Annotated in this window: 13 protein-coding genes; all 13 read right to left on the bottom strand. The window is 68.2% G+C overall.

Annotation, left to right across the window (positions count from 1 at the left end):
• Positions 1-189 precede the first annotated feature (189 nt).
• Positions 190-1425 (bottom strand): cell division protein FtsA, encoded by a 1236-nt coding sequence (gene ftsA / locus AC3DEZ_RS10390; RefSeq protein ID WP_141455691.1) that lies wholly within the window; start codon positions 1423-1425, stop codon positions 190-192.
• The gene (locus tag AC3DEZ_RS10385; RefSeq protein WP_488388135.1) at positions 1422-2261 is read right to left on the bottom strand and encodes a cell division protein FtsQ/DivIB; all 840 of its coding nucleotides are present in this window, start codon (positions 2259-2261) and stop codon (positions 1422-1424) included. The genes ftsA and AC3DEZ_RS10385 overlap by 4 nt, the downstream gene beginning before the upstream one ends.
• Positions 2261-3226: a D-alanine--D-alanine ligase gene (locus tag AC3DEZ_RS10380; protein WP_488388134.1), complete on the bottom strand. Its 966-nt coding sequence runs from the start codon at positions 3224-3226 to the stop codon at positions 2261-2263. Before AC3DEZ_RS10380 ends, AC3DEZ_RS10385 begins: the two co-directional genes overlap by 1 nt.
• A complete protein-coding gene (gene murC, locus AC3DEZ_RS10375) occupies positions 3223-4692 on the bottom strand; it encodes a UDP-N-acetylmuramate--L-alanine ligase (RefSeq protein WP_447103287.1) in 1470 nt (489 codons plus the stop codon). Before murC ends, AC3DEZ_RS10380 begins: the two co-directional genes overlap by 4 nt.
• A gap of 111 nt (positions 4693-4803) precedes the next feature.
• Complete coding sequence (murG, locus tag AC3DEZ_RS10370; RefSeq protein WP_488388133.1) at positions 4804-5886, bottom strand: undecaprenyldiphospho-muramoylpentapeptide beta-N-acetylglucosaminyltransferase; 1083 nt, start codon at positions 5884-5886, stop codon at positions 4804-4806.
• The gene (gene ftsW / locus AC3DEZ_RS10365) at positions 5883-7205 is read right to left on the bottom strand and encodes a putative lipid II flippase FtsW (protein ID WP_488388132.1); all 1323 of its coding nucleotides are present in this window, start codon (positions 7203-7205) and stop codon (positions 5883-5885) included. Before ftsW ends, murG begins: the two co-directional genes overlap by 4 nt.
• The gene (gene mraY / locus AC3DEZ_RS10360) at positions 7205-8290 is read right to left on the bottom strand and encodes a phospho-N-acetylmuramoyl-pentapeptide-transferase (protein WP_141455685.1); all 1086 of its coding nucleotides are present in this window, start codon (positions 8288-8290) and stop codon (positions 7205-7207) included. The genes ftsW and mraY overlap by 1 nt, the downstream gene beginning before the upstream one ends.
• Positions 8280-9647, bottom strand: coding sequence for a UDP-N-acetylmuramoyl-tripeptide--D-alanyl-D-alanine ligase (locus AC3DEZ_RS10355; protein ID WP_488388131.1), 1368 nt, complete (start codon positions 9645-9647; stop codon positions 8280-8282). The genes mraY and AC3DEZ_RS10355 overlap by 11 nt, the downstream gene beginning before the upstream one ends.
• Positions 9644-11128: a UDP-N-acetylmuramoyl-L-alanyl-D-glutamate--2,6-diaminopimelate ligase gene (locus tag AC3DEZ_RS10350; protein WP_488388130.1), complete on the bottom strand. Its 1485-nt coding sequence runs from the start codon at positions 11126-11128 to the stop codon at positions 9644-9646. Before AC3DEZ_RS10350 ends, AC3DEZ_RS10355 begins: the two co-directional genes overlap by 4 nt.
• A complete protein-coding gene (locus AC3DEZ_RS10345) occupies positions 11125-12990 on the bottom strand; it encodes a peptidoglycan D,D-transpeptidase FtsI family protein (protein ID WP_488388129.1) in 1866 nt (621 codons plus the stop codon). The genes AC3DEZ_RS10350 and AC3DEZ_RS10345 overlap by 4 nt, the downstream gene beginning before the upstream one ends.
• Positions 12987-13250: a cell division protein FtsL gene (gene ftsL, locus AC3DEZ_RS10340; protein ID WP_454570895.1), complete on the bottom strand. Its 264-nt coding sequence runs from the start codon at positions 13248-13250 to the stop codon at positions 12987-12989. The genes AC3DEZ_RS10345 and ftsL overlap by 4 nt, the downstream gene beginning before the upstream one ends.
• The gene (rsmH, locus tag AC3DEZ_RS10335) at positions 13247-14218 is read right to left on the bottom strand and encodes a 16S rRNA (cytosine(1402)-N(4))-methyltransferase RsmH (RefSeq protein WP_488388128.1); all 972 of its coding nucleotides are present in this window, start codon (positions 14216-14218) and stop codon (positions 13247-13249) included. Before rsmH ends, ftsL begins: the two co-directional genes overlap by 4 nt.
• The gene (mraZ, locus tag AC3DEZ_RS10330; RefSeq protein WP_488388127.1) at positions 14215-14661 is read right to left on the bottom strand and encodes a division/cell wall cluster transcriptional repressor MraZ; all 447 of its coding nucleotides are present in this window, start codon (positions 14659-14661) and stop codon (positions 14215-14217) included. Before mraZ ends, rsmH begins: the two co-directional genes overlap by 4 nt.
• Between the last annotated feature and the right edge of the window lie 79 nt (positions 14662-14740).

The raw sequence follows: 14740 nt of genomic DNA, 5'->3' as shown, positions 1-14740 counted from the left end.
AATCGGGAATCGAAGAAGCCTTTCCCTGCACCATTGCCGCAACCGGCGAGTTGTTGTGTTTTAAGTGATGTTGCGTACCGCCAATGAACTACGTCTCTACCTGCCTGCCGCGCTTTGCTTCTTTCCAACCTGCCACTGTCTTGCTTTTGCTTCTACGACTATCGATTCCCTATTCCCGATTCCCGGCGATCAAAACTCACCGCGATACCAGTTCTGGATCTTCTTGAACCAGCTTCCCGCCTTGCCCGTCGGCAACGACGGCCGCCGCGGGTGCTCGATCTGGCTGCCCATCAGCAACAGGCCCACGCCAGTGGCGTGGACCGGGTTGCCGACCACTTCGCCCAGACCGGTGACGTGCTGCGGGATGCCCACGCGCACCGGCATCTGCAACATTTCCTCGGCAAGTTCGACCACGCCTTCCATCTTGGAAGCACCGCCGGTCAGGACCATGCCCGCGCGCACCCGCTCCTCGAAACCGGAACGGCGCAGTTCGGCCTGGACCATCTCGAAGATTTCCTCGTAGCGCTGCTGTACCGCCTGCGCCAGCGAATGGCGCGGCAGGCGGCGCGGCGGACGATCGCCCACGCTCGGCACCTGGATGCTCTCTTCGGCGGTGGCCAGCTGGGCCAGCGCGCAGGCGTAGCGCACCTTGATCTGCTCGGCTTCCGGAGTCGGCGTGCGCAGCATGTGCGCGATGTCGTTGGTGACCTGGTCGCCGGCGATCGGCAACGAGGCGGTGTGGCAGATCGCGCCCTGCATGAACACCGCCAGGTCGGTGGTGCCCGCGCCCAGATCGACCAGGACCACGCCCAGTTCGCGCTCGTCGCTGGTCAGCACGGCGACGCTGGAGGCCAGCGACGAGAAGATCAGGTCGTCGATCTGCAGGCCGCAGCGCTGCACGCACTTGCTGATGTTGGCCGCGGCGGACTGCGCGCAGAACACCAGGTGCGCGTCCACTTCCAGGCGCACACCGGTCATGCCGACCGGGTTGCGGATGCCTTCCTGCGAGTTGTCCAGCTTGTACTCGCGCGGGATGGCGTGGAGGATTTTCTGGTCGGCGGGAATGGCGACGGCCTTGGCCGCTTCCAGCACCCTGTCCAGATCGCCCCAGGTCACTTCGCCATCACGGATCGGCACGATGCCCGGCGAGTTGCGGCACTGCACGTGGTTGCCGGAGATCGAGGCATAGACCGAACGGATTTCGCAGCCCGCCATGAGTTCGGCTTCTTCGACCGCGCGCTGGATCGACTGCACGGTCGATTCGATGTCGACCACCACGCCGCGCTTCAGCCCGCGCGATTCATGCGAGCCGATGCCGATCACCTCGATCGGGTTGCCGGGGGCGTATTCGCCCACCAGAGCGGTGACCTTGGAGGTGCCGATGTCGAGACCGACGATCAGCGATTTGTCGCCCTTGCGATTCATGTTGCGAGACCGGGAATGGGGAATTGGGAATGGGGAATGGATGAAAGCGCTGCCGGAAGCCTGCTGATGGCTGCAATCGCCGGGGGAGACGGGGATGCCGGGGCGTTTTCGATTCCCGATTCCCGATTCCCGATGGCCGGCTTGTCGCCCCAACTGAGCGCGAAACCATTGGTGTAGCGCAGGTCGGCACGCAGCAGCGGCTGTCCCTGGCGCGCGAGGATCTGCGGGAGCATGCGCACGAAGCGGCTCAGGCGCGGACGGGCGTCGGCGCGGCCGATCACCACTTCGGTGCCGTTGCCCAGCGTCAGCGTCCAACTGCCACGACGATCCATGATCAGGGTTTCCACGTTGAACCCGAGCGGCGCAAACAGCTGGCGTGCTTCGTTGTACAGCGCGATCACTTCCTGCACCTGCGAGTCCGGGCCACCCAGCTGCGGCAGCTTCAGCGCCTGCAGGGCTTTCGGCGTCGGGAACAACCGGCCATGCTCCGACAGCAGGCGATCCTTGCCCCAGCGGGCGAACGGGCGGTGTTCGGTGATGCTGATCTCCATGACGTCGGGCCAGCGCTTGCGCACTTCGGCGCGTTCGACCCACGGCAGCTTCTCCACGGCGTCCTGCGCATCCTGCAGGCGGACCGCGAAAAAGCCCCGCTTCGCATAGGGCAGCACCACCGCGCGCAACTGCGCCGGATCCACGCGCTCGAATTCGCCGTGCACGCGCAGGCGGGTCAGCGGCCAGCGGTCGGCGCCGATCCAGCCATTGACCACCGCCACCACCGGCAGCGCGACAAGCGCGACGGCCAGCAGCCAGGCGAGGATGCGCAGCGCGGCGTTCATCAGCCGTCCACCTCCGGCAGCGTCTGTTCCAGGATGCGCCAGCACAGCTCCGCGAAATCCAGTCCGGCCTGTCCGGCGGCCTTGGGCACCAGCGAATGGCTGGTCATGCCCGGCGCGGTGTTTACTTCCAGCAGATGGAAACGCCCGCTGGCGCGATCACGCATGACGTCGACGCGACCCCAGCCGCGGCAGCCGGCCGCCTGGAACGCGGCCAGGGCGATGCGGCGGATCTCCGTCTCGTCGTCGCCTTCCAGGCCGGGGCACAGGTACTGGGTGTCCTCGGCCACGTACTTGGCGTGGTAGTCGTACCACTGCCCCTTCGGCACGATCCGGATCGACGGCAGCGCGACACCGCCTAGGATGCCCACGGTCAGTTCGTCGCCTTCGATCAGCTGCTCCATCAGCAGTTCGCCGTCGTAGCGGATGGCCAGTTCCACCGCGGCATCCAGATCGCTGTCCTGGAACACGCGGGTGACGCCCATGCTGGAACCTTCATTGGCCGGCTTGACGATCACCGGCAGGCCCAGTTCGCGGGCGGCGGCATGCACGTCGTCGCCCTTCAGCAGGCGCACGTAACGCGGCGTGGACAGGCCCAGCGACAGCCAGACCTGCTTGGTCCGCACTTTGTCCATGCTGAGTGCGGAACCCAGCACCGTCGAACCGGTGTAGGGCATGCCGAAAGCTTCCATCAGACCCTGCACCACCCCATCCTCGCCACCGCCCTTGTGGCCGTGCAGGATGTTGAAGACGCGATCGAACCGGCGCTGCACCAGTGCCTCGGCGAGGGCGGGAATGCCATCCACGGCGGTGGCGTCGATGCCGCGCGCGCGCAGCGCGTCCAGCACGTTGCGGCCGGAATCACGCGAAACCTCGGCTTCGCTGGAGGTGCCGCCAAGCAGCACCGCGACGCGGCCGAAGCGGGCCGGGTCGGTGACGCGTGGCGACGGGAACGAAAACTTGCTCATGAGTGTTGTTGCGCCTTCGCGCCATTGGGATCGACGAAACCATGCGCCGCGATCTGCTGGGCGATGTGGCCGATGTCGCCGGCGCCCATCAGCAACAGCAGGTCGCCGTCACGCAGCACATCCGGCAGCACCTCGACCAGTTCGCCGACCTGGCTGACCACCACCGGTTCGTTGCGGCCGCGCGCGCGGATGGCGCGCGCCAGCGACCGGGCATCGGCGCCGGCGATTGGCGCCTCGCCAGCGGGATACACCTCGCTCAGGACCAGCGCGTCGGCTTCCGACAGCACCGCGGCGAACGCGTCGAACTGATCCCGGGTACGGCTGTAGCGGTGCGGCTGGAATGCCACCACCAGGCGCTTGTCCGGCCAGCCGCCGCGGGCGGCCGCGAACACCGCGGCCAGTTCCTTCGGGTGATGGCCGTAGTCGTCGACCAGGCGGACGCGCGCTCCGCTGCTGGTGGCGACTTCGCCGAGATCGTTGAAGCGGCGTCCGATGCCGGCGAACTTTTCCAGCGCCGCGGCGATGTTTTCCGGCGATACGCCCAGCTGCCAGCCGACCGCGGCCGCGGCCAGAGCATTCAGCACGTTGTGACGGCCCGGCAGCGCCAGCGTCACAGGAATGCTGGCGTCCTCCGGCAGGCGCAGGGTGAAACGCATGCGACCGGCTTCCTGCACCACGTCCTCGGCGCGCACGTCGGCATTGTCGGCGATGCCGTAGGTCATCACGTGGCGCGGGGTTTCCGCGGCCAGCGCGGCCACTTCGGGATCGTCGATGCACAGCACCGCCAAGCCGTAGAACGGCAGGCGCTGCAGGAACTCGGCGAACGCCGCCTTGACCCGCTCGAAGTCGTTGCCGTAGTTCTCCAGGTGATCCGCGTCGATGTTGGTGACGATGGAGATCAGCGGATTCAGGCGCAGGAAACTGCCATCGCTCTCGTCCGCCTCGGCCACCAGCCACTGGCCGTCGCCGAGCTTGGCGTTGGCGCCCGCCGCCAGCAGCTGCCCGCCGATGACGAAGGTCGGATCCAGACCACCCTCGCTCAGCACCGCCGCGGTCAGGCTGGTGGTGGTGGTCTTGCCGTGCGTGCCGGCCACGGCGATGCCGCGGCGGAAACGCATCAACTCGGCGAGCATGGCCGCGCGCGGAACGATCGGAATCCGCTGGGAACGCGCTTCCATCAGTTCCGGGTTGTCGTGCTTGATCGCGCTGGACACGACCACGCAATCGGTGCCCAGCACGTTGGAGGCGTTGTGGCCGCGCATCACGCGCGCGCCCAGCGACGCCAGCCGGCGGGTCGCCGCGTTGTCGGCGTTGTCCGAACCGGAAACTTCATAGCCCAGCGTGCACAGCACCTCGGCAATGCCGCTCATGCCGGAGCCACCGATGCCCACGAAGTGGACGCGGCGGAACTCGCGCGCGAGGTTGCCGGTGTGCTGCAGGCGGCGCTCACGGGCGGCGGCCATCATGCGACACCTCCCGGACCGGGATTGAGGATTCGGGATTGGGGATTCGCGCACGCTTGCGCGCGCCACCGGACGTCGCCGGTGGCGTTGCTGTTGCGAATCTCCAGTCCCCAATCACGAATCACGGCTTTCCTCCAGAATGATGTCGGCGATGCGGTCGGCCGCATCGGTGCGGGCCAGGCCGCGCGCCGCTTCGGCCATGGCCAGTCTTTTGTCCGGGTGCCCGGCGAGATCGCTGAGCACGCCATGCAGGCGTTCGGCCAGGTAGTCGTCCTGCTTCAGCAGGACGGCAGCTTCGCGCTCGACCAGGAACTCGGCGTTGCGGGTCTGGTGGTCGTCGACCGCCTGCGGGAACGGCACCAGCACACTGCCGACCCCGACCGCGCACAGCTCGGCCAGTGTGGACGCGCCGGCGCGGCAGACCACCAGGTCGGCCCAGCCATAGGCCGCGGCCATGTCGGTGATGAAGGCTTCCACGCTGGCGGGCACGCCTGCTTCGGCGTAAGCCCCTGCCGCTTCCTCGCGCATCTTTTCGCCGCATTGGTGGCGGATCTCCACCGCGACTTCCGCGCCCAGCATCGACACTGCCCGCGGCATCGCCAGGTTGAGCGCGCGCGCGCCCTGGCTTCCGCCCAGGACCAGTACATGCAGCGGACCTTCACGGCCGCCCATGCGCTGGACCGGTGGCGCCACCGCGGCGATTTCCTCGCGCACCGGGTTGCCGACATATTCTTCGCCGCTGGCGAAGCTGCCCGGGAAACCGCTCAGGATCCGGCGGGCGAAGCGCGCCAGCACGCGGTTGGTGAGACCCGGCGCGCGATTTTGCTCGTGCACCAGCAGCGGCTTGCCCAGCAGTCGGGCGGCGACACCACCCGGGCCGGCGGCGAAACCGCCGAAGCTGATCACCGCGCGGGGACGCCGCGCGCGCAGCAGGCCCATGGCGCCGGCGATGGCGCGGCCGACCCGCAGCGGCGCGCCCAGCAGCGCCAGCTTGCCCTTGCCGCGCAGCGCCGCGATGGGCAGCGTATCCAGCGGGATGCCATGCGGCGGCACCAGACGGGTTTCCATCGCGCCGTCCGCGCCCAGCCAGGTCACCGGCACGCCGCGCGCGCGCAGTACCTTCGCCACCGCCAGCGCGGGGAAGATGTGACCGCCGGTACCGCCGGCCAGGATCATCACGGGCTGGGCCGCGCTCATGCGGTCCTCCCGAAGATGGGTTCGATGCGCTGACGCAGCCGGCTGGTGCCACGCACGGGCGCAACGGCTGCGGGAACGGCGGACGAAGCGGCGGCGGGCGTGGATGCCGGCGCATCGGCAGGCATGTCCGCCGTCGCCGTGGCCGGCTCGGCGCCGGCCTGCAATTCGCCGCGCAGCGCGACCTGGCGCTGCGCGCGCTCGAGTTCATAGGACACTCGCAGCAGCAGGCCCATTGCCGCGCAGGTCATCAGTACGCTGGAGCCGCCGGAAGAGATCAGCGGCAGGGTCAGGCCCTTGGTCGGCAACAGTCCCAGGTTCACGCCCATGGAGACGAAGCTCTGCAGGCCAATCCACAGGGCGATGCCGAATGCGCAGTAGCCGGCGAAGTGGCGACGCATCTCCACGCAGCGCAGGCCGACCCAGAAGGCACGGCCCACCAGCAGCGCATACAGGCCGATGACCAGGCAGATGCCCGCGAAGCCGAGTTCCTCGCCGATGACCGAGAAGATGAAGTCGGTATGCACTTCCGGCAGATAGTTGAGCTTGAGCACCGAGCCACCCAGACCGATGCCGGCCCACTCGCCGCGGCCGATCGCCATCAGCGCGTTGGTCAGCTGGTAGCCGGAACCGAACGGGTCCGCCCACGGATCGGCGAACGAGGTCAGACGGCGCATGCGGTAGGGCTCGGCGATGGCGATCACCGCGAGCACCGGCAGGCCGACCAGCACCGGTCCGAACATGCGCGGCATGTTCACGCCCCCCAGCACCAGCATGCCGGCGGTGATCGCCAGCAGCAACGAGGACGAACCGAAGTCCGGCTGCATCAGCAGCAGAGCGACCAGCACCACCACCACGCCCAGCGGCTTGAGCATCGCGATCCAGGTCGCGTTGACCTCGTCGCGGAACCGCACCAGATAGCTGGCCAGCCACACGATGAAGAACACCTTGACCGCCTCGACCACCTGGAAGTTGGACACGCCCAGGTTGATCCAGCGGTGCGCACCCTTCACGCTCACCCCCAGCCCCGGCACGAACACCAACAGCAGCAGACCGACGCAGCCCAGCAGCAGCAGCTGGTTGTAGTGTTCGACGGTCTTCAGTTCGGTGCGCATCGCCCACACCGCCAGGCCCAGGCCGCCGGCCAGGAACATCAGGTGGCGGATCAGGTAGTAGAACGGCGTGGCGGTCTGCGAGATCGAACTCGACGCCACCATCACCACGCCCAGCGAGGCGAGCGCCAGCGCCGCGCCCAGCAGCCACGGGTCATAGCGGCCACCGATGGCCTCCAGTCGTGTCGCCTGGCGGGCGCGATCGTTCATCAGCGCACCTTCAACGTGGCCAGTCCGACCAGGACCAGCACCACCGAGATGATCCAGAAGCGCACGATCACGCGCGGCTCCGGCCAACCCTTCAGTTCGAAGTGGTGGTGGATCGGCGCCATCCGGAACACACGCTTGCCGGTGAGCTTGAACGAGGCGACCTGGATCATCACCGAGAGCGTCTCGATGACGAAGATGCCGCCCATGATCACCAGCACCAGTTCCTGGCGCACGATGACCGCGATGGTGCCGAGCACCGCGCCCAGCGCCAGCGCGCCGATGTCGCCCATGAACACCATGGCCGGATAGGTGTTGAACCACAGGAAGCCCAGACCGGCGCCGGCGATGGCGGCGCAGATGATCACCAGTTCGCCCGCGCCCGGCACCTGCGGAATCTGCAGGTAGTTGGAGAACACGGCGTTGCCCGAGGCGTAGGCGAAGATGCCCAGCGCGCATGCCACCAGCACCGTCGGCATGATCGCCAGACCGTCCAGGCCGTCGGTCAGGTTGACCGCGTTGGAGAAGCCGACGATCCAGAAGTAGGCGATGGCGACGAAGCCGATGCCCGCCAGCGGCAGCGCGATCGACTTGAAGAACGGTACATAGAAGGTGGTCGCCGCCGGCACATCGGCATACAGATACAGATAGAGGCCGGCGGCCAGGCCGAAGATCGACTGCAGCAGGTACTTCCAGCGCGACTTCAGGCCATTGGGATCGCGCTTGACGATCTTGATCCAGTCGTCGTACCAACCGATCGCGCCGAACGCCAGCATCACCAGCACCACCGTCCACACATACTTGTTGCGCAGATCGCCCCACAGCAGCACGGCGGCGAGCACGGTCATCAGGATCAGGCCACCGCCCATGGTCGGCGTGCCAGCCTTGGAGAAATGGGTCTGCGGACCGTCCTGGCGGATCGGCTGGCCGCCCTTGAACTGCGCCAGCCGGCGGATCACCGCCGGTCCCCACCACAGCGACAGGAACAGCGCGGTCAGCGCGGCCAGGATGCCGCGGAAGGTCAGATAGCCAAACAGCCCGAAGAAATTCTCCAGGCTCTGCAGCCAGCGCGCGAGTTCAAGCAACATGCGGTTTCCCCTCCCCTTCGGCCAGCAGCGCCGTGACGATCTTGTCCATGGCGCTGCCGCGCGAACCCTTCACCAGGCAGCGCACGCCGGCATGCAGATCGGCGCGCAGCGCTTCGGCCAGGGTCTTGTGTGTGTCGAAATGGCGGGCGCCGTCGCCATACGCCTGCGCGGCGTGCTGGCTGAGCGGACCCAGCGTGTAGAGGCGACGGATGCCGGCGGTGCGCGCGCGGCGGCCGGCGTCGACGTGCAACGCCTCGGCATCGGCACCGAGTTCGCGCATGTCGCCCAGCACCAGCCAGGCTTCGCTCCCTGTCGCGGCCAGCGCGTCGATCGCCGCGGCCAGCGAACCCGGATTGGCGTTGTAGCTGTCGTCGATCAGCACCGCGCCATTGCCCAGCGTATGCGCGATCTGGCGGCCGGCCACCGGCTGCGCCGCGGCCAGTCCCTCGGCGATCATCGCCAGCGAGACGTCGCAGGCCAGCGCCAGCGATGCCGCCGCCAGCGCATTGAGCACGTTGTGGCGGCCCGGCAGATGCAGTTCGACCGGCACTTCGCCCTGCGGCGCGACCAGCACGAAGGCGGAACCGTTCGCGTCGGTGCGGATGTCGCGCGCGGTCACGTCGGCGCTGGCCTCCAGGCCGAAGCGCAGGATCCGGCGATCCGCGACCCGCTCGGCGAAGTATTCGGCGAACGCGTCGTCGGCGTTGATGACGGCGGTGCCCGACGCCGGCAGGGCGTCGTAGACGGCGCCCTTGGTCTCGGCCACGCCCAGCAGCGATCCCATCCGCTCCAGATGGGCCGCGGCGACGTTGTTCACCAGCGCCACATCGGGAGCGACGATATCGGTCAGGTAGGCGATGTCGCCCGGCTGGCCCGCGCCCATTTCATAGACGGCGAAGTCGGCGTCGTCGGGGGCATCGATGACCGCCAGCGGCAGGCCGATCTCGTTGTTGCGGTTGCCCGGATTGAAATAGGTCACGCCAGCGCGCTGCAGGATCGCGACCAGCAGCGTCTTGACCGAGGTCTTGCCGTTGCTGCCGGTGATGGCGACGACCTTGCCCGCCTGATCCTGGTGGATGCCGGCGGCGATCCGGGCCAGCGCGAGCTGGCTGTCGCCGACCACGATCTGCGGCAGATCGACCTTGACGACGTGCTCGACCAGCACCGCGCTGGCGCCACGCATCGCCGCGTCGTAGGCAAAGTCATGGCCATCGAAGCGCTCGCCGCGCAGGGCCACGTACAGGCTGCCCGGCTGCAAGGCGCGGGTGTCCTGGGTCATCGCATCCACCACGGCATCGTCGCCATGGAGTTCGCCTCCGGCCCAGTGCGCGAGCAGCGAGAGCGGCAGACGCTTCATGCGCGCGCCTCCAGCGTCTGGCGCGCCACCGCGGTGTCGTCGAACGGATGCTTCACGCCGTTGATTTCCTGGTACGGCTCGTGGCCCTTGCCGGCGATCAGGACGATGTCATCCTCGCCGGCCTCGCCGACCGCGCGCTCGATCGCCTGGCGACGGTCGCGCAGCACGGTGATGGCTTCCGGCTTCGCGAAGCCGGCCATGATGTCGGCAACGATGCGGTCGCCGTCCTCGTTGCGCGGGTTGTCGTCGGTGACGATCACCCGGTCAGCCAGCCGTTCGGCGACCGCTGCCATCTGCGGACGCTTGCCGGTGTCGCGCTCACCGCCACAGCCGAACACGCAGATCAACCGGCCGGCCACGTGATCGCGCAGGCTGGACAGCGCCTGCTCCAGCGCGTCGGGGGTGTGCGCGTAGTCGATCACGATCAGCGGCAGGCGACGCCCCTGCTCGTCGACATTGCCGCCCAACCGGTTCATGCGCCCATGGATGGGCTGCAGGCGCGACAGGGTGCGCGAGATTTCCAGCGGGGTTTCGCCCAGGGCGTACAGCACGCCGGCCACCGCCAGCAGGTTGTCGACATTGAAGCGGCCCAGCAGGCGCGACTGCACCGGGTGCGATTCCTCGACCGTGGTCAGATCGAAGGCGATGCCGGTCGCATCCAGGCGCAGGCCTTCCGCGCGCAGCGTGGCGTCCTGCCGGCCGCGCGAGCTCACACCCACGCCCTGCACCGCGGCGGGCAGGTGCGGATACAGCACGCGGCCGTACTCGTCGTCCAGGTTGATCACGGCCGCCTTGAGTTCCGGCCATGCGAACAGGCGCGCCTTGGCGGCACCGTACGTCGCCATGTCGCCGTGATAGTCGAGATGATCACGGGTGAGATTGGTGAACACGCCGACGTCGAAATGCACCCCGTCCACGCGTCCCTGATCCAGCGCGTGCGAACTGACTTCCATCGCCACCGCCTTGGCGCCCGCGTCGCGCAGCTGCGCCAGCAGCGCATGCATCTGCAGCACCAGCGGGGTCGTGAAACCGGTCGGCACGACTTCCCCGTACATGCCCGCCCCCAGCGTGCCGACGCTGCCGCAGCGGGTGCCGCGGATATGCCAGGCCTGCGCCAGCAACTGCACGGTGGAGGTCTTGCCGTTGGTGCCGGTGACGCCGACCACCTTCATGTCGCGCGAGGGATAGGCGTGGAAGCGATCGGCCATCGCTCCCATCCGCGCGCGCAGACCCGGCACGGCGGTGGCGTCGCGGGGCACGGCCATGTCGGCCGGAGCCGGCGGTTCGTACAGGATCGCGCTGGCGCCCTTCTGTCGGGCCTGGTCGACGAAGTTGAGTCCGTGCGCGCCGAAGCCGGCGATCGCCACGAAAGCGTCGCCCGGCTCGATCGCGCGGCTGTCCTGGACCAACCCGCGCACCACGATGTCGCGCGGCACGTCCACGTCGGGCAGCAGTTCGGCGAGGGCCATCATGCGCCTCATCGCACGCCTCCCGTGCCCTGTGCGACCACCGGCGGCGGCGCGTCGAAGGTGGGCGAATCGGTAATGTCGGCGGCATCGTCCAGGCTCGCGGGCATGGCCGGAACGACGGCGGCCGGCTTGTTGCCGGCCAGCTTGCCTTCGGCCTTGGCCTGCACGGCCAGCCAGGTTTCGATGTCGTCCGGCGGCACATCCATCAGGCGCAACGCGCCGTCCATGACGTTGTGGAACACCGGTGCGGCGACCAGGCCGCCGTAATAGCCGCCTTCCTGCGAATCGCTGATCACCACCACCGCGGCGAAGCGCGGATTGCTGGCCGGCACCAGCCCGGCGAACAACGAGGCGTAGCGCCCGCGCGCGTAACCGCCACCGGACGCCATGCGCGCGGTGCCGGTCTTGCCGGCCACGCGATAGCCCAGCACGCCGGCGCGCTTGGCGCCGCCCTGGGTGACGACGGTTTCCATCATGCCGACCACTTCGCGGGCGATCGCCGGGTCCAGCATCTGCGGCGCGTCGTGGTGCTCGCCCTTGACGAAAGTCGGGGTCACCAGACGCCCGCCATTGCCGAGCGCGGCATAGGCGCGCGCGAGCTGCAGCGGCGTGACCGACAGGCCATAGCCGTAGGACATGGTGGCCTTCTGCAGGCCGTTCCAGCGCGCGGGCGGCGCGAGGATGCCGACCGCTTCGCCGGGGAAGCCGCTGCCGGGGGCGCTGCCGTAGCCGAAGCTGCGCACCACCGAATAGAAGTAGTCGTTGGGCAGCTTCTCGGCCAGCTTCACCGAACCGATGTTCGAGCTCTTGGTGATGATGCCGGTGACGGTCAGCACGCCGTTGTTCCGGGGGACGTCGCGGATCGTGTAGCGGCCCAGCGACATGTAACCCGGCGAAGTGTTGATCAGCGTGTTCGGAGTCACCGCGCCGGCCTTGAGCGCGGCCGAGACCGTGATCGGTTTCATCGTCGAACCCGGCTCGACCACGTCGGTCACCGCGCGGTTGCGGCGGGTTTCCGCGCCCACCTGGCCAATCGCGTTCGGGTTGTAGGTGGGCAGACTGACCATCGCCAGCACTTCGCCGGTGGCAACGTCCAGGATCACCATCGAGCCGCTGCTGGCCTGGTGCTCGATCAGCGCGTTGCGCAGTTCGCGGAACGCCAGGAACTGGATCCGGCGGTCGATGCTGAGGGTCAGGTCCTTGCCCGGCTGCGCCGAGCGCACCAGGTCGACGTTCTCCACGATGCGGCCGCGGTTGTCGCGGATCACCTTCTTGGCACCGGCCTTGCCACGCAGCCATTCGTCGAACGCCAGTTCCAGACCTTCCTGGCCGCGATCGTCGATGTTGGTGAAGCCCAGCACGTGCGCCATCGCCTCGCCCTGGGGGTAGAAGCGGCGGAACTCGCGCTGCGAGAACACGCCCGGCACCTTGTGCGCGAGGATCCGGTGCGCCTCGTCCGGGTTGATCCGGCGCTTGAGGTAGACGAATTCCTTGTCGGCCCGCTGCGACAGCCGGTTGGTCAGATGATCCACCGGCACGCCCAGCGCCTGCGCCAGTTCCGGCAGGCGGTCGGGCGCCTTGAGCAGTTCGCGCGGATTGGCCCACACCGATTCCACCGGCGAGGACACCGCCACCGGCTCGCCGTTGCGATCGGTGATCATGCCGCGCGAGGTCGGGATCGGAATCTCGCGCAGGAAGCGCGAATCGCCCTGGCGCTGATAGAAGTCGTGGTTGATCAGCTGCACGTACGCGGCGCGGCCGATCAAGCTGACCGAGCACAGGCCCAGCGCGCCGATCACCAGCGCCAGCCGTCCGCGCAGGTTGAAGCGGGCGCGGTTGCGGTTCTTCAGCGGCGGCGTGCTGCGCGAGTTCACGGGCGCACCACCACCACGTCATTGGTCTCGGGGAACTTCATGCCCAGCCGCACCCGCGCGATCTGGTCGATGCGATTGCTCTCGGCCACGGTGGCCTGCTCCAGCTGGAGCCGGCCGAATTCGATGTTCAGTTCGTCGCGCGAGCGTTCCAGCCGCGATAGCTCGACGAACAGCTGGCGATGGCGGTGGCGGGCATAGATCACGCCGATGGCCGAGGCCACGTTCGCCAGCAGCAGCACCGCGATCAGGAAGCGCATCATGCGGCCGCCTCCAGTTTCTCCGCCACGCGCAGCACTGCGCTGCGGGCGCGCGGGTTGCCGGCGATCTCTTCCGCCGTGCCCTTCCGGGCGTCGCCGATGGCGCGCAGGGTCGGCACGAAATGTTCCTGCACCGGCAGGCGGCGGTTGGCAGGCGGCGCCTTGGCATGCGCGGCGATGAACCGCTTGACGATGCGGTCCTCCAGCGAGTGGAAGCTGATGACCGCCAGCCGGCCGCCCGTCTTCAGGCGCGCCAATGCCACGTCGAGCCCTGCTTCCAGATCGGCCAGCTCGCGATTGATGTGGATGCGGATCGCCTGGAAGCTGCGGGTGGCCGGATGGATGTCGTGCTTGCCGCGCGGCATCGACGACGCGATCACCTCGGCCAGATCGGCGGTGCGGGTGAACGCCTGCGTGGCGCGGCGCGCGACGATCGCGCGGGCGATCCGGCGGCTCATGCGCTCTTCGCCATAGGTCCACAGCACGTCGGCGATGTCGCGCTCGTCGGCGCGGGCCACCCACTGCGCGGCGCTCTCGCCGGATTCGGGATCCATGCGCATGTCCAGCGGACCGTCCTTGCCGAAGCTGAAACCGCGCTCGGCGACATCCAGCTGCGGCGAGGAGACACCCAGATCCAGCAGCACGCCATCCAGACCGTCGGCGGTGGCATCCCATTCCGCCATGCCGGCGAAGCTGCCGCGGCGAATCGCGACGCGCGCATCGCCCGCGAACGTCCGTTCGGCATGCGCGATCGCTTCGGGATCCTTGTCCATCAGCAGCAGCCGACCTCCCGGTCCCAGTCGTTCCAGCACACCGCGCGCGTGTCCTCCACGCCCGAACGTGCCGTCCAGATACGTCCCATCCCGTTTCACCTGCAGCCCTTCCATGACCTGCGTGTACAACACCGGCAAGTGCAGCGCTGAAAGGTGACCGGCCTGCGCGGACTGCCGCGTGCCGTCACCGGTCCTCACAAGCGCAACTCGAGCATGTGCGCGCTGAGATCCTCGTCGCCGATGGTCTGGCGGATCTGTGCGTGGTGTGCCTGCTCGCTCCACAGTTCGAACTTGTCGCCCATGCCCAGCAGCACGGCCTTCTTCTCGATGCCGACCGCGCTGCGGTGGCTCGCCGGAATGCTGATGCGGCCGTTGCCGTCCAGTTCCACCACCGTGGCGGCGCCGATCAATTTCAGTTGCAGGCTGCGGTGGGCGCGCTGGGTGCTGGGCAGCTTGCTGACCTCGTCCCGGACCCGCTGCCACTCCTGCTCGGGGTACAGGTACAGGCTGCCGGCCTCGAACGGGTTGTAGGTGATGACCAGCCGGTTGCCGCACTCACGCGCGACCTGGTCGCGGTAAGCGGTAGGCACCGCTAGCCGTCCCTTGTCGTCAACCGTGATGGCGGTCTCACCCTGAAACACGAATCCTGCCCTTGCCCGTCCGCACGAAGGCGGTAATTGAACCACGAAAAACCACGAAAAACCCGGTTTTCCCTCGGAT

The organism is Pseudoxanthomonas sp. 134C1, from assembly GCF_057773065.1.
Note: the sequence above shows the minus strand (reverse complement) of the source record. Positions and strands in the feature narration are given on the sequence as shown.